We start from the raw sequence: 15599 nt of genomic DNA, 5'->3' as shown, positions 1-15599 counted from the left end.
GGCAACATCGCGGGAGTCGCCATCGCGATTCGCATGGGAGGTCCGGGGGCCCTCCCACTTATTGCGCGCATCCGCAGACTGATCTCATTGCAGGAGCTGATCCCCACGATGAGCAGCGTGCTCTGTTTGGCGAGCGGTGGGGTATTGATAGCGATCAGTTGTATGCCAATCATCGCGATTTGCTGGAAAAGGCAAAACCCGATATCGTCAGTGTGACTACCACAGCGCGTTATCGTCCACAAATTGTACTGGATGCTGTTGAAGCCGGTGTGAAAGCCTTGTGGGTGGAAAAACCCATTGCCTTTAGTCTTGAAGAAGCCGATGCTATGGTCAATGCTTGCCGGGAAAATGGCGTTCCCATCGCCGTGTATTGCTCGCGTCGTTACAATCCCTATTTCAGTGAAGCCCGCCGAATGATTGAAGCTGGGGAGCTTGGCGATATTCTCCAGATTACCGCGTATGCCCAGTGTGGTTTGTCGCATAATGGCAGTCATGCGATTGATACGATTCGCTATCTCGCTGGTGGCGATGTTTCATGGGTTTTTGGAGAGATGGCGTCGGATGGGGAAGCCGCATCTGATGACGATCTGATGGGCAACGGGTATCTCGCTTTTGACAATGGCGTTCGGGCGTATCTTCGCGGTACATCGACAGGTGTTGCTTCGTGGGAGTTTGATATTATTGGGACACAGGGCAGGGTTCGCACGTTATCGGATGCGCTTGAGTTTGAGTTTTTTCAGAGGGTTTCAGGCGGCTTGGGGAACCGGGGTGTTCCCGCGCGGTCCCCTTTCCCGCAACCAGCACGTCCCGTAGGCCAGGGTATTACCACCGTTGATGATTTGATTGATGCTATGGAGAACAACCGACCACCGCGTTGCTCTGGAGCCGATGGTCGCGATGCGCTCGAGGTTGCGATTGCTCTGCGGGAATCCCATCGCAGTGGTGGCGTCCGCATTGACCTGCCCATTGAAGACAGGTCGCTCAAAATTTTTTCCAGTGAGACACAAGCTGATCACACGCCTGCGCGCGTGCGCCGGTTGAATCAGTAGAAAAATCTAAACACCAAAGGAGATTTTTATGACAGATCCAGTTGTTGGCATTATTATGGGCAGTTCTTCGGATGAACCCACGATGGAAAAAGGCTGCGCCATTCTCGACGAACTCCAGATTCCCTACGATATGATCGTATGTTCCGCCCATCGCAACCCCGAGCGTACCGCTGAATACGCCAGTACGGCAAAGGCGCGTGGTCTGAAGGTGATCATTGCGGGTGCTGGTTTGGCCGCAGCACTGCCCGGTGTGGTCGCTGCGCATACTACTTTGCCGGTTATTGGCGTTCCATGCGCTTCGGGCGCGCTCAACGGCGTTGATGCTTTATACGCGATTGTCCAGATGCCGCCGGGAGTTCCCGTTGCGACTGTGGGTATTGACAATGCGCGCAATGCCGCTGTGCTGGCAGCGCAAATTCTCGCGCTTTCAGACGAAGGCATACAAGAGCGCCTGCAAGCCTATAAAGATGCTCTGGGTGGATAATACCGTTGCGATTTAATACGGAGGTCTTTTTGGAACGTCATATATTCGTTTTTATTGCTCTTCTTTTTATAAGTTGCGACGCACCTGAGACAGATCGCGCACCAAATACCGGCCAGTATCTCATTCCCGCGACGGCAGAGGAGATTCTCAAGCATGTTAAAGAAGCCGATGCCAGGGTCGTTCTGGTCAATGTTTGGGCAACATGGTGTCCACCATGTGTTGAAGAGTTTCCCGATTTGATGGCTGTTTATAATCAGTACAAAGATCAAGGGTTAAAGATTGTCTTTATTTCTGCTGATTCTGAAGGTCAGGCCGATGGCGCAATTGCCTTTCTGAAAGCGCATGGCGTTGACTTTCCAAGCTATATCAAATTGAAGAGCGATGGGGCGTTTATCAATACATTAGACCCCGACTGGTGGGGCGCAATACCCGCTACCTGGCTATACGACAGCGCGGGCAATAAACGCCATTTTTGGCTTGGGAAGACCTCGCGCGAACAATTTGAAGCGAAAATACGCGATGTATTGATGAAGGGCGGTTAAGGGGTACTTTAGGGCGCGTCTATCCGAGAATTCAGACTATAGATACTCTCATACCACCAAATATCAGGAGGATTCCATGCGTAAATTATTAGCCATTGCACTTGTCGTAGCGATGAGTTTTAATGCCGAAGCGGGCAAAAGCCAAACCCTCGCATTGGGCGCAGAGGCACCGGCAACTGACCTGGAGATGAAAGGCACCGATGGTAAGGTGTACACTCTGGAGAGCGTGCAAGGAGAGAAGGGTACTCTGGTTATTTTTTCGTGCAATTCCTGTCCCTGGGCGGTCAAATGGGAAAGCCGCGTAGCCAGTATTGGCAATGCGTATCGCGGCAAGGGGTTTGGTGTGATTGTGATTAATCCCAATGATCCCAGGCGTGCTGCAGAGGATAGTTTTGACGAGATGGTCACTCGTGCCAAAACCCTGTCTTACGAATTTCCCTATGTGGTCGATCCCGCATCCCAGGTCGCCCGCGCATTTGGGGCCAGCCGTACGCCAGAAATTTTTCTTTTTAACGCCAAAGGCAAGCTGGCGTATCACGGCGCGATTGACGATAATGCTTCGGATGCCAATGCGGTGGAAGCAGCGTACCTCAAAGACGCGCTCGATGCATTGTTGGCCGGGAAAGACATTTCAATATCCGAGACCAAAGCCCTCGGTTGTGGCATTAAGTTTAACGAGGATTCGTAGGACTGGTTGTATCAAAATGCGGCAAAGCCTCTTCGTATGGAAGGGGCTTTGGTGTTCATGATTGAAATATCTGCTGAAAGGAGCTCTTATTATGACCCTTAGCGAGCAACAGATTGCTGATTACCATGAGGATGGTTATCTGATTATTCGCAATGTCTTATCTGCGAGCGAAGCGAATGACCTTCGTCGCGTTGTGCAGGAAAAGGTCAAACGCGGTGCGTACCCACCAAAGCTCTCGTATCCCGAGCCAGCGAAGTACACTGTTAGTGGCAACAGGCTATCAGAACCGGGGCTTACTTCGATTTCCGAGCATCCGACGGTTATGGGGGCGGTCGAGTCCGTGCTGGGGCAACCGGCGCATTTGACGGCTTTTGTGGCGTATCTGAGAACGCCGGGCGATAAGGGGGGTGGCGCCCACTGCGATTACAAACGGTGGCGCCCCGTGGGTTCGTCGATGAACTGGGTGTTTGCCATTATTCCGCTGACTGATTTCGATCCGGTGTATGGTCCCTTTCTGGTGTCGCCGAAATCGCATAAATTGACGCAGGTGATTGACGAGGAGGCACATATATTAGATGTCAATCGGCCCGATAGGAGTCAGTTGCCGGATTTTATCGATCCAGAGCTTAAAGCGGGGGATTTGCTGGTTGTTAATGAGCATGTCTGGCATGAAGCACCTGCGGGTACAAGTACAGAAGACCGTTGCGGTATTTTCAATAAGTATTGTGCGGCTAATGCGCCTCCCGCTGCGGGATATTATCCGTATAATCCCGCAGCCCTTGAGGCTTTGAGTGATGAGGGGAAACGGCTTATTCCCGTGTGTTTTGACAAGCCGATTGAGACGACCCGTCTGCTTATCGAGTGTCCGAATGGCGGAGAACCAGGGTTCTTGTTGCGACGCGATGATGAGACGGATCGTTGGGAGTTGCCGGGCGGCGAGGGATGGGAAGAGGAAAAGTTGGTGGGCTGGGATGTCGGCGCGCGTGTCGGTTCTTTGCAAGAACTTACCAGGACGCAACTCGGGCTGGAGGTGCCGTGGATGTCCTATATTGAAGATGTGGAAGAGGAAGAGGGTATTTGTCGGGTTTATGGCTTTTCAGATAAAAACATGGATGCCGATGCGCTGGCAAATGGACATTGCGACTGGTTTACTAAAGCACAAATACAACATCTCGGCGAGGGCGATGCGATTAGTCGCACTGTTGATCTATGGCAGCGAGCAGATATTATTCGCGGCAAGGGCAAGGCGTGTAATCAGAGAAAAAGGCAGTTTGAATAACAAAGTGAATCGTTCAATTATTTTTTTTGAAACACGACGACGCGATTGGTATTTGTCCCTTTTGTTGTATTATCAACGCCCCATACATTGGCGGTTTTGGTGAATTTTTGGTCGTTAATTAAAACCAGCAATGGCGTGAGTCCCGCTTCGATGCCGCACGGGATAACCGCTTCTTCGAGTTTTATTTTGCCGTGTCTGACTTCACCGACTTCAAAGGCGATATGTCCGCTGGGTTTCAAGACGCGCTCTAATTCCAAAAAGACCTTTGTCATTTCGCGTTGCCATTGTTCGACTTTTTTCGCCATGGTGATGGGTACTGCCGCGGGGTCTATGCCGCAAAACCAGCATCGCAACCAGTTGTCCTGTGCATAGTTGACGACATCGAGAAACGGCGGAGAGGTTACGACGAGGGAGACGGAGTTGGACGCGATTTCGGGGACGCTATGTGAGGGTTGTGTGAGGAACTTTGCCTGGGGAACGCTTGTCAAGGTATGTCGGGTTTGATTGTCACAGTGTTTTAAAAGGGCGCGTGTTTTTTTCAGGATGAGATTTTTGATATCTCGCAATGGCGGTTTTTGATTTCTTTTTTGATTGATTTTTTTTTGTGAGTCAACGGAGACAGCCTGGTTAGGGGGCAGGGTATAAACAGAGAAAAACCCCGATGAGTGTCCCGTTAATCTGCTCAGTGCGATCAGGAGAATCCATTGATCGATCCAATCGAGGCTGTCGGCTTTTTCTGTTAGATATTTTTTGAGCGAACAAATTTGTTTCAGAGTTTCCGGGTGATAAAAGACCAGTAAGTCTTCTGGATATTCATCGACATCTTCGAGTTCTATATGGGATAGTCTGTCGGCGACTTGGTCAACTGTGGGGGGATTCAGGCGGGGAAGCGTCATAATGGAACTCAACGGATTAATATCGCATCCTATGGGAACGCGTCCCAAAAGAGCAGATTCGATAAGTGTAGTACCCCGTCCGGCAAAGGGGTCATAGACTGCGTCGCCCGGTAAGGTTAGTCGTTCGATAAAGAATCTGGGGAGTTGAGGCTTGAAGCACGCCCGGTATGATATTTCGTGGAGTGCATTGGCTGCTCTTTGTTTGGCGGTCCAAAATTCGTTTACGTAAGTTTCAAGGCGAATCGGCTCTGTCTCCGTAGAGGTCACAATTGTATTTTTGCCAAATGTGTTGAAATCCATCAGTTCTCGTTTGAGCCAGTCAGGCGCAAAGGATTCTATCTCTAATGTCAGTTGTTTCGCGGTCATATATGTATTCTTTATAGAGAAGTTTGTCGCAAGTATTTATAGATACAAAACTGCCTGGTGTCAAGGAGGAGGGAATATTCCATTCGGTGAATGGAAGCGGATCATGGATATTTTTATAAAAAAAGAAATATGCCGAGATCCCGGTCAGGCGATGGGGCGGGAGTGGCTTGAGACCAATGGTATGGGGGGATTTGCGTGTTCTACGATTATTGGGATGAATACGCGGCGGTACCACGGTTTGCTCATTCCCGCACAAAATGAGTCGCACGGTCGATTTGTCGCGCTGTCCAAATTTGAGGAGACGCTTATTGTGCCCGATATGGGGACTTTTGAACTGGGCAGTAATTGCTACGCTGGTGCTATTCACCCACACGGTTATACCCATCTCGAACACGTCCGCCTGGATCCTTTTCCCACCTTTACCTATTGTACTGACGATTTGTGTTTTGAAAAGCAAATTTTTATGGTCTATGGTCAAAATACCACTGTGATTACTTACGGTGCTTTTGATCGCCCTGTTATGCTTACGTTGCGTCCGCTCGCGGCTTTCCGAGATTATCATCACCTGACGCGCCAGAATGATATGCTCAATGGCGATGTCGATATTTGTCATGGTCTGGTGAGTTTTCAGCCTTATTCGAAATACCCACCTTTGTATATCGCGCACAATGGAGAATTTCAAGCGCGAGGCGATTGGTATTACAATTTTGAATATGCTGTTGAAGCCTATCGCGGCCTGGATAGTAGGGAAGACCTGTATTGCCCCGGAGAATTTACCTTTGATCTCGAAGCGGGCGAATCCGCGCATTTGCTCGTCAGCCTTGAACGCGGCACATGCGATCAGGTGAATGCGCTTCGGCAGGCTGAGTTAGATCGAAGAAATAAAATTGTTCAATCAGTTCCCAAATGCACTGGTCTCAGTTTGAGTGCAGATGCCTTTCTCGTCAAACGCAGCGACGCACGCGCTACCATTATCGCGGGTTATCCCTGGTTTACGGATTGGGGGCGGGATACGATGATCGCGCTGCCCGGTCTCGCACTGGTGACCGGACGATTTGACGAAGCCCGCGATATTCTCGCTGCTTATGCACATTTTTGCGACAAGGGGATGATTCCAAATCGATTTCCCGATTGCGGTGATGTACCCGAGTACAATAGCGTGGATGCAACGCTTTGGTACGTCTATGCGGTGGATCGATTTTTGGCGTACACAGATGATTATGCTTTTGTGCGCGAAAATCTCTGGGGGGTGCTAAAAGAGATCATCCACTGTTTTGTTTCGGGAACGCGCTATAATATTCATCTGGATTGCGATGGGTTGCTCTATGCGGGGGAACCCGGTGTGCAACTGACATGGATGGATGCTAAGGTAGGAGACTGGGTCGTTACCCCGCGGCAGGGTAAGCCCGTTGAGGTCAATGCGCTGTGGTACAATGCACTGTGTGTGGTGCGCGATCTGGCTGATAGATATGGGGAATCCAGGCTCAGCGCCGAATACGCTGGTCTGGCTGAAAAGACAGCCGCGCGCTTTGTCGAGGCTTTCTGGAATTCCGATGCTGGATGTTTGTACGACTGTCTGACCGATACGGAGTTGGATGCGGCGATTCGTCCCAATCAGATTTTTGCACTAAGTTTGCCGCATCGCATGCTCGATGCCGCGCGTGAACGCAGTATTCTCGATGTGGTCGAACGCGAGTTGCTCACGCCTTATGGTTTGCGAAGTCTGTCGCCGTCCGACGCGGCATACAGGGGAATATATGGCGGTGATCCGTATAGTCGCGATAGCGCGTATCATCAAGGGACGGTTTGGGCATGGCTTATGGGTCCGTTTATTACTTCATGGGTTCGCATTCACGGTGACGAGGCAGATGTTCGTATTTCTGCGAGAGACATGTTGTGCCCTTTGTTGCGCCATGTTGAAGAGGCGGGTCTGGGACATATTTCTGAGATTTTCGATGGCGATCCGCCCCATGTATCTCGCGGTTGTTTTGCTCAGGCGTGGAGTACTGCCGAGGTCTTGCGCGCTTTTGCGGAAGATGTGCTGGACAAGAGACCCGAAATAATGAAATAGAGAGGAGATATGAACGATATTGATCAAAACGGTCATGAACCGGTTGTGACAAAATGGGGACGCATTGAGATCGATTTCGAGAGCGATAAAGATTACGGAAATCCCATTCAAGAAGCGGCGTTGCAGGTGGTGTTTACTTCGCCGTTTGGATCGGTCTATAATGTGATGGGATTCTGGGATGGTGGACGGCAATGGCGCGTGCGTTTTTGTCCAGATGAAGAGGGCGAGTGGTCGTATGCGACGTTTTTTTCAGATGCGGAAAACACGGGTTTGCACAATCGAGAGGGGCGTTTTACGTGTGGGCCATCGCAGACGGGCAGTGAATTTGATGTACACGGTCCTATCGCGCTGTCTGCAAACAGGCGGCATTTTATTTTTTCGGATGAGAAACCGTTTTTCTATATGGCGGATACGGCGTGGAATGGGTGTTTGCGATCAACGCGGGATGAATGGCGCTATTATCTCAGCGTGCGCGTGCGGCAGGGATTTAATACCGTGCAATGGGTGGCTACGCAGTGGCGGGCGGCTCCAGATGGCGATGTCGAGGGCAATCTGGCGTTTTCCGGTGTGGAAAAGATCGCAATAAATCCGGCCTTTTTTCAGCGGTTGGATGACTGGGTGGAGATGACTTTTCAGGCGGGTCTGGTCAATGCGCCCGTGATGTTGTGGGCACTGGGAGGGCGCAATCATCCGGAAAAGAGTCCGGGCGTTTCGTTGTCAGAGGACCAGATGATTCTGCTGGCTGAATATATGGTCGCGCGATGGGCGTGTTATCCCGTGGTGTGGATTTTGGGTGGGGATGGCAATTACGATGGCGAGAATGCCGAGCGATGGCAGCGCGTTGGTCGCGCGGTTTTCGGGAAAGGTCCCCACGCACCTGTGGCGATGCACAGTTCGGGGCGGCGATTCCCGACTGATGAATTTCGGTCTGAAAATTGGCTCGATGTGGTGGGTTATCAAAGTGGTCACGGCGACAGCGACGAGACTTTGCAGTGGATTGTGACGGGACCACCTTCAGAAGATTGGAAAATGACGCCGCGCCAATTTTATATTAATATGGAGCCTTCTTATGAAAATCACGTGGCCTATCATTCAAAGCGACCACACGATGCAGCGTCGGTGAGGAGGGCGTTGTACTGGAGTTTGCTCAATGCGCCAACCGCTGGCGTGACTTATGGGGGACACGGCGTGTGGGGGTGGGACGATGGTAGCGGGCCGCCTGTTGACCATCCCTATACGGGAACGCCTCTGCCCTGGCATGATGCGTTGCTGATGGATGGGGCAGAGCAAGTGCGGCATCTCGTCGATGCATTCGATTCTATCGGGTGGTGGACGCTGCGTCCGGCGCCGGAGTTGTTGGGCGCGCAGCCCGGCGAGCGAGATGTACACAGGCATATCTTAATTTCTAAATCTGTGGCAAACGATCTCGTGGTTGCCTATACACCACAGGGTGAGGCGGTGGAGGTGAAGGTGGCGGGTTTGGCACCACATCTACGGGGTATCTGGTACAATCCGCGCGATGGGGATGTCGAAGCAGCAGTAGTGCGCGAGGCCAATGGCAGGCGCGTTTACGAAGCACCGGGAGATGGCGATTGGCTTCTGGTCATGGCATGAGGAGATGATATGGATCATAGTTTTGAACAGAATTGCGCGGTGTCTTATAAGGTTCTCAGTCCCAATACCCGCGGATCAGATCACCATTACGAAATAGATGTTTGTGCATCGGCAGAGGAGTTGCTGCTATTTGATCGGGAAGGGTATCTGGTGCGCGAGGGATTGTTTGCGGGTGAGGACTTGAAAGCGCTGCAAGACGCGCTGGATCGATTGGAGGCTCGGGAATCGGGCGCGTTTCGAGATACTGGAAAGCGATCCTGGGGGCGTATTCCGCGGCATTTGATGGATAAAGATCCAGTGTTTTTGGATTTGTTGAAGTTTCCGCCTGTGTTATCTATTGCGCGGGCGATGATGGGACCGCTGGTCAGGCTTCGGGGGCTGAGCGCGCGGATCAGTTATCCGGCTGCGACGCCTCATCAGACCCCATGGCACCAGCATTTGCGCGTGGTTTCCAATCCCTTGCCGCCGTGGTTTTCCAGGCCACATGGGATAGATGCTCTGATTTATCTGGATGATTTGAATGAGGATACAGGGGCTGTGGGTATTGTGCCGGGGTCGCACAATTGGTTGGATAGAGCACCGCCTCCCGATACTTATGAGCCGGTTGAAGGGGAGCTTGTGGTCCGCGTGAAGGCCGGGGGCGGCGTGTTGATTCACAGCAATCTCTGGCATCGTGGATTGCCGACGTTGAGGACAAAGCGCAGGATGTTGATTTTGAGTTATACGCCGACCTGGTTGCGCCGATCACCCCACGGGGGACCGCCTCCTGGCGACGGGTTGACGCAGGCGATTTTAGAGGGTGATGACGAGGAGGCGCGTATTTTGTTGGGTAAAGGTGGATATACTTGAGTTTTCAAAGGAGCGATATATGCGTGTGGTAGCGGTTGGAAAATTGAATGTAGATGCTGAGCTTTACGCATTGGTTAAAGACGAAATTGCGCCCGATACAGGCGTGGATGCAGAGGCTTTTTGGCATGGGTTGGAAGGGATTGTAAGAGATCTGGGACCGGAGAATCGGCGTTTATTGGAGAAACGCGATGTCTTGCAGGCGAAGATCGATGCCTGGCACGAGGGGCGCGAATCTATTGATGGAGAAGCGTACAGGACCTTTTTGCAGGAGATTGGGTATTTGTTGCCCGAAGGGGATCATTTTCAGGTGTTGACAAATGGCGTTGATCCAGAGGTTGCGACAGTGGCTGGACCGCAGTTGGTCGTGCCGGTGGATAATGCGCGTTATTGTTTGAATGCGGCTAATGCGCGCTGGGGTAGTTTGTACGATGCGCTGTATGGGACAGATGTGATTCCGGAGAATGATGGCGCAGATAAGGGTACGGCTTATAATCCCGTGCGCGGGGAAAGGGTGATTGCCAGTGCGAATGATTTTTTGGATGAGGCTGTGCCGCTGTCCAGTGGGTCTTACGCAGGAGTGACGGCGTTTGCTCTGGGTGAAGCGGGTGGGCAGAAGGTGCTTGTAGCAGAGGTTGATGGTCGGGATACAGGATTATCAGATCCGGATCAGTTTGTGGGTTATGCGGAGCGAGATGGGGCACTGTCCAGTGTGTTGTTGGCGCACAATGGGTTGCATGTTGAGATTCAGATTGATCCAGGCCATCCCATTGGCAAAGACCATCCGGCAGGGGTCAAAGATGTGGTGCTGGAATCAGCTATTACCACGATTCAGGATTGTGAGGATTCCGTATCGGCTGTGGATGCTGCGGATAAGGTGCTCGTGTATCGCAACTGGTGCGGTTTGATGAAGGGGACGCTGGAGACGACTTTTGAAAAGAATGGACAACCTCTGAATCGCAAATTGAATCCCGATAGGAATTATATTCGTCCAGATGGCGGTGTGTTGACATTGCCGGGGCGAAGTACGTTGCTGGTGCGAAATGTGGGGATTCACATGTACACCGATGCGGTGACGACTGCCGATGGAGAGGCGATTCCCGAAGGGTTTTTGGATGCGATGGTGACGTCCTTGGCGGCTATTCACGATTTGAAGGGCAATGGCGTGTTTCAAAATAGCCGTTCGGGTAGCGTGTATATCGTAAAGCCCAAGATGCACGGGCCTGAAGAGGTAGCGGCGACGGTAGAATTATTCGGGCGTGTGGAAGATGTGTTCGGACTTGAGAGAAATACGCTGAAGATCGGGATTATGGATGAGGAACGGCGCACGACTGTCAATTTGAAGCGCGCTATGTGGGAAGCCCGAGAGCGCGTCATTTTTATCAATACGGGATTTTTGGATCGCACGGGTGATGAGATGCACACGAGTATGGAAGCCGGTGCTATGCTTCCCAAGAATGAAATTAAGGCGCAGCCCTGGTTGACGGCTTATGAGGATTGGAATGTGGATGTGGGTATTGAGACGGGGTTGATCGGCAAGGGGCAAATTGGCAAGGGGATGTGGGCGATGCCCGATGCGATGCGGGAGATGGTGGAGACGAAGATGAATCACCCCGAAGCGGGAGCGACAACCGCGTGGGTTCCTTCGCCAACTGCGGCCACGTTGCATGCGATGCACTATCATCAGGTGAATGTTTCGGCGCGGCAGGCAGAACTCGCGAGGCGGGAACGCGCGAGTCTGGAGGCGATTTTGACGCCGCCTTTGCTGGATAGGGATTTGACGGCTGAGGAGATCGCGCAGGAATTGGATAATAACGCGCAGGGTATTTTGGGCTATGTGGTGCGCTGGGTCGATCAGGGTGTTGGCTGTTCTAAGGTGCCGGATATTCACGATGTGGGTCTGATGGAAGATCGCGCGACTTTGCGCATTTCGAGTCAGCATATTGCCAACTGGCTGCATCACGGGATTGTGAGTGCAGAGCAGGTCCGCGAGACGTTTGAGAAGATGGCTGCGGTTGTAGATCGGCAGAATGCGGGCGATCCGGAATATCGCAATATGGCGCCAAATTTTGATGAGAGTATTGCGTTTCAAGCGGCGCTTGATCTGGTTTTCAAGGGGCGCGAAGTGCCCAATGGATATACTGAACTGGTTTTACACGCGCGGCGGCGAGAGGTGAAAGGCTAATCGCTAAACAGGAAGTGAATAATGGGGCGAAAGCTGCTGGTTTTTGATGTGGGCAATTCGCGTTTGAAGGCGGCGTTATACGATAGTGACCGCCCGATTGTGCGTGTGTCTATTAGCGGAGTTCAAGATGCGACACAGGTCGTGAATGTTCTCGAATCGCGTTTTGCCCCGAGAGAAACGCCCGACCACTGTTTGGTTGCTTCTGTGGTGCGCGGTGCAGATGGGGTGATCCACAAGGCGGTTCAGATGGTATGGGGGTTAATGCCACAGGTGGTCGATACGGATATGGATCTGGGGATTGATGTCGCTGTGCCTCGTCCCGACCATGTTGGTATTGATCGGGTATTGCAAGCGAGCGAGGCGTTTCGCGTTTGCGCGGGGGGTGTGGTTGTCGCTGCTTTTGGCTCTGCGCTGACTGTGGATCTGGTGACGGCAGATGGTGTTTTTCGCGGGGGGACGATTGCGCCGGGTTTGGGTATGGGGTTGCGCGCGCTGCACGATGAAACGAGTTTGCTTCCCCATGTGGCGCTTCAACCGCCCGATTCGGCTGTTGGGACGGATACGGATTCTTGTATCCGGGCGGGTATTGTTTACGGGGCTGCTGGCGCTGTTGAGCGACTGTTTGGTGAATTGGTTCCCGATGGGCGGGCGACGCTTGTTTTGACCGGGGGGGATGCCGAGTTGATTGCGCCTTTCATAAACTACCCTCATCGCGTGGAGCTAGACTTGGTCATACGTGCGCTGGTTTCGTTAGATCGCAGGATTTTTGACCATTAAGGGGCGAAGCTGACGGCGTTGAGGAGAACGATGCGGTCGCACGCGACGGCGGGGTAATCCCGTACGGTGATGGTTTTTTTCGAGGCGGATTCGATTTCGTAGCCGGTGTCTGCGGCTAATAGATAGGTTCCGGGGAGAGCGTCGGGGTCGGGCACATTTTGCGATATGTGATAGGTGCGGTTGTCAACTGAGGTGACGTCGAGTGAGGTCTGTGCCTGAGAAAGTGTGAGTGTGTGACTGCTGCAGTGGAGTTCGGTGCCGCAGAGCAGATAAGCCCGTTGGAGATTGCCCTGGTTGTCGATGGATGCGTATGCGAATTGGCCTGTGGTGGAGATGGGACCGAGGTCATGGGTTGTACCTTCTGGGGCTGAGAGGATGTAGTCGGTGCAGCCATCGCGTTTTACGGCTATTGCCATGGCGCTGGTGTCGGGGTCGTTCAGGATCAGGTGTGCGGATTGGATGGGTGATTTGTCGGTGTAGGGTGCGATGACGGCGGCGTAACTTGTGTTTGCGTCGTTTTTGCGTTCGGCCAGGATTTGCTGAACGGGTGGGGCGTTGAGCTGGTCGCCCAGGTCCGAGCGCCAGCCGGGCGCGTCTGCGAGCAGGAGGCGATGGATGGGGTTGAGCAGGGTGAGGTCCATTCGCAGGTCCTGGTTTTGCCAGGTGGCGGTGAAGGGGGCTTGGGGATGGTCGGCGCGGATGTTGTCGAGCCATTCGATTTGTTCGTCAACGGGTTGGGGATCGGCGCCGCGAATGTCCGTGAGATGTCCGTTGCAGTGGAAGCCATACTGGTGGAGCTTGCCGCCGTTTATTCGGAAGAAGTCGATGGCGTAGGTCTGTTCGCCGGGGATCTGGATGAGCGCACAGGTGCGCTGGTAGCGGTCACATTGCTCGTACGGGGTGGCGGATGCCTGGATGATTTCGACGCCTGCGCCCGTGCCAAAGAGTTCCAGGGTGGCGGGTTTTGGGTTGCCGCTCTGGTTTTGGGCATCAACGGTGACGATGTTGTGGGAGAGGGTGCTTTTGGTCCAGGCATTTCTGGGGTCGTCCCATATATAACCCCTGTCTGCGGCCATTTCTCGCCCCTGGGCGATGTAAATGATGCCGAGGCTGTCGTAGTGGCGATGGCCGCCAAAGCCATAACCGTTGAGGTAGAAGGCGGTGTGACCTTTTGGGTTTCCGCCGCGCAGGACGGCGACGTGCCAGCCGGGGAACCATTCGGTGTGGTGGGGCAGGTCGGTGTTTTGTTCGGCTACTATATCGGGATCCCGGTGCCAGAGGGCGTATTCGTCGCCTTTTTTTGAGAGCGGGGCGTTCTGCGATTTTTCCAGCAGGCCAGCGTAGCGGTTGCCGTAATGGGCGCTCAGGACTTCGGCGTATATGGGGTCGATGCTTCGGCCTTCTCGGGAGTCTCCGATGACGGGGTCTTGCAGGTTTGGGTCGAGCATGCGGGCCATGCTTTCCAGAGCCAGGCGATAGCGGTCGAAGTGTTGAAAGGGGTCCAGGTTTTTGAGGCGTGGGCCGGTTTCGGGTTCGTAGCCGTCGGGGTCGGAGTATCCGACGAGCAGTTCTGGTATGTCGCGCAACAGGTTGAGGTGCATGGCGGAATAGGAGGGAGATTCGGTGCAGAAGCCGTCGAAGTGAAAGGCATCTTCGAGGAGGGTTTCAAAGCCTTCGATGGCGCGGCGCACGCTTTGCGGTCTGTTGAAGAGTATGCCCACGGCGGCGCTCAGTGCGCGGCCAGGACCGCATTTGTTGTTGATTTCGCTCCAGTTTTCGGTGTCTGCACAGCCTGGTAGGATGAGGTCGTTGACGATACGGTGATCCATTTCGGGCGTGAGGACTGGGGAGCCATCCGGATATTGAGCCGTTCGGATGAGGTCGTAGGCGAGGGTGATCTGGAGAATGCTTCCGCCATCGGAGCCGCTGCAGCCAAAGCGTCCTGCGCCCCAGAAGCCGTTGTTGAGTATTGCATGGTCTCCTTCTCGATGGCGGCCTTCAAAGGCGGTGATGATGGTTTCGACGGGAAAACGCCCGGCGCGGGGATATTTGCCCAGGGAGATGGCGACTTCGGCTGGTGGGCAATCCGCTATGGTGCCGTCGTAGGAGTGGAAGAGCCAGTTGGGGTATCGCCGCGCCATGCAGTCCATGATATAGGCGCACCACCGGGCGTATAATACGTCATCGGTGAGGGCGTATAATTTGGCAAGCGGTAGTATTTGTTCGAAGCACCAGCGGCTTTTTTTGGTGCGGATGATGCCGGTCCAGCTCGTGTGTACGGGCCACCGGACCCATTTGAAGGCGTGTTTGCCGGATTTGTCTTCGGGGTGGGCGCGTTCTTCGTCGGTGAGGTAGAATGTGAAGGTCTGGTTCATTCTGGGCGCGGTGATGCTGCCGGTTTCGGGATAGTTGGCGTTGGGGTATTCGGTTTTGCAGTATTTGCATAAGAGTTTATCCGGATCGGTGGGATCCCATTCGTACAGGCCGGTTTCACCCATGGAGGAGAGGTGGTTGACGCAGACGGGGCAGTTTTGGCCGTATTCGGGCCAGGGGGTGAGTTCGGGCATCATGGCGTCGATAAAGTCGCGGTTCTGATCCATGAGGTAAGCGACCTCTTGTTTCCAGCTTTCGAGGATGGCCTGCGCCCAGGGATAGCGTCTGAGGTTTTCACGGGCGTTTTCGACGTTGAGTAGCGGCATGGGTGCTCCTGTGGAACGCGTTGATCTTATAGTTTTTACTTTCTGCAATATATTGAGAAATAGACTTTGTGTCTAACCAAAGAATGGACGCTCGATATATAAC

General features: G+C 53.2%; 12 protein-coding genes. 10 read left to right on the top strand and 2 right to left on the bottom strand.

Annotated elements, in window-relative coordinates:
- The 5 genes from OXH16_03400 to OXH16_03380 form a co-directional block, all read left to right on the top strand.
- The coding region (locus OXH16_03400) for a Gfo/Idh/MocA family oxidoreductase (GenBank protein MCY3680415.1) at positions 1-1049 on the top strand (1049 nt) is incomplete at its 5' end.
- A 28-nt stretch (positions 1050-1077) separates the two neighbouring features.
- Positions 1078-1533: a 5-(carboxyamino)imidazole ribonucleotide mutase gene (gene purE / locus OXH16_03395; protein MCY3680414.1), complete on the top strand. Its 456-nt coding sequence runs from the start codon at positions 1078-1080 to the stop codon at positions 1531-1533.
- A gap of 29 nt (positions 1534-1562) precedes the next feature.
- On the top strand, positions 1563-2075 hold the full coding sequence (locus tag OXH16_03390; protein ID MCY3680413.1) for a TlpA family protein disulfide reductase: 513 nt from the start codon (positions 1563-1565) through the stop codon (positions 2073-2075).
- Between the two features lie 76 nt (positions 2076-2151).
- Positions 2152-2763, top strand: a complete 612-nt coding sequence (locus tag OXH16_03385; protein ID MCY3680412.1) for a thioredoxin family protein — start codon at positions 2152-2154, stop codon at positions 2761-2763.
- A 91-nt stretch (positions 2764-2854) separates the two neighbouring features.
- Positions 2855-4042: a phytanoyl-CoA dioxygenase family protein gene (locus OXH16_03380; protein MCY3680411.1), complete on the top strand. Its 1188-nt coding sequence runs from the start codon at positions 2855-2857 to the stop codon at positions 4040-4042.
- A 17-nt stretch (positions 4043-4059) separates the two neighbouring features.
- On the opposite strand, the gene OXH16_03375 is transcribed toward OXH16_03380, so the two are convergent.
- The gene (locus tag OXH16_03375) at positions 4060-5304 is read right to left on the bottom strand and encodes a DNA methyltransferase (GenBank protein MCY3680410.1); all 1245 of its coding nucleotides are present in this window, start codon (positions 5302-5304) and stop codon (positions 4060-4062) included.
- A 103-nt stretch (positions 5305-5407) separates the two neighbouring features.
- Between OXH16_03375 and OXH16_03370 the strand changes: the two genes are divergently transcribed.
- The 5 genes from OXH16_03370 to OXH16_03350 are packed head-to-tail and all read left to right on the top strand — an operon-like array spanning position 5408 to position 12797.
- Positions 5408-7375 (top strand): glycogen debranching enzyme N-terminal domain-containing protein, encoded by a 1968-nt coding sequence (locus tag OXH16_03370; protein MCY3680409.1) that lies wholly within the window; start codon positions 5408-5410, stop codon positions 7373-7375.
- A gap of 9 nt (positions 7376-7384) precedes the next feature.
- Positions 7385-8989, top strand: a complete 1605-nt coding sequence (locus OXH16_03365; GenBank protein ID MCY3680408.1) for a DUF4038 domain-containing protein — start codon at positions 7385-7387, stop codon at positions 8987-8989.
- 9 nt (positions 8990-8998) lie between these two features.
- Positions 8999-9838 carry a phytanoyl-CoA dioxygenase family protein gene (locus OXH16_03360; protein ID MCY3680407.1) on the top strand — a complete coding sequence of 280 codons (840 nt, stop codon included), beginning with the start codon at positions 8999-9001 and terminating at the stop codon, positions 9836-9838.
- Positions 9839-9857: 19 nt separating this feature from the next.
- Complete coding sequence (locus tag OXH16_03355; protein MCY3680406.1) at positions 9858-12020, top strand: malate synthase G; 2163 nt, start codon at positions 9858-9860, stop codon at positions 12018-12020.
- 21 nt (positions 12021-12041) lie between these two features.
- Positions 12042-12797, top strand: a complete 756-nt coding sequence (locus OXH16_03350) for a type III pantothenate kinase (GenBank protein MCY3680405.1) — start codon at positions 12042-12044, stop codon at positions 12795-12797.
- Here OXH16_03350 and OXH16_03345 read toward each other — a convergent pair.
- A complete protein-coding gene (locus tag OXH16_03345) occupies positions 12794-15496 on the bottom strand; it encodes a heparinase II/III family protein (GenBank protein ID MCY3680404.1) in 2703 nt (900 codons plus the stop codon). The genes OXH16_03350 and OXH16_03345 overlap by 4 nt on opposite strands.
- Positions 15497-15599: the final 103 nt, after the last annotated feature.

This window comes from Gemmatimonadota bacterium (assembly GCA_026705765.1).
GTDB lineage: Bacteria > Latescibacterota > UBA2968 > UBA2968 > UBA2968 > VXRD01.
This window is presented reverse-complemented; position numbering and strand designations above follow the sequence as displayed.

Bases quoted from the DNA above. Each gene is read 5' to 3' on its own strand.
- purE (MCY3680414.1), top strand. From the start codon at position 1,078: ATGACAGATCCAGTTGTTGGCATTATTATGGGCAGTTCTTCGGATGAA.
- OXH16_03385 (MCY3680412.1), top strand. From the start codon at position 2,152: ATGCGTAAATTATTAGCCATTGCACTTGTCGTAGCGATGAGTTTTAAT.
- OXH16_03380 (MCY3680411.1), top strand. From the start codon at position 2,855: ATGACCCTTAGCGAGCAACAGATTGCTGATTACCATGAGGATGGTTAT.
- OXH16_03375 (MCY3680410.1), bottom strand. From the start codon at position 5,304: ATGACCGCGAAACAACTGACATTAGAGATAGAATCCTTTGCGCCTGAC.
- OXH16_03370 (MCY3680409.1), top strand. From the start codon at position 5,408: ATGGATATTTTTATAAAAAAAGAAATATGCCGAGATCCCGGTCAGGCG.
- OXH16_03365 (MCY3680408.1), top strand. From the start codon at position 7,385: ATGAACGATATTGATCAAAACGGTCATGAACCGGTTGTGACAAAATGG.
- OXH16_03360 (MCY3680407.1), top strand. From the start codon at position 8,999: ATGGATCATAGTTTTGAACAGAATTGCGCGGTGTCTTATAAGGTTCTC.
- OXH16_03355 (MCY3680406.1), top strand. From the start codon at position 9,858: ATGCGTGTGGTAGCGGTTGGAAAATTGAATGTAGATGCTGAGCTTTAC.
- OXH16_03350 (MCY3680405.1), top strand. From the start codon at position 12,042: ATGGGGCGAAAGCTGCTGGTTTTTGATGTGGGCAATTCGCGTTTGAAG.
- OXH16_03345 (MCY3680404.1), bottom strand. From the start codon at position 15,496: ATGCCGCTACTCAACGTCGAAAACGCCCGTGAAAACCTCAGACGCTAT.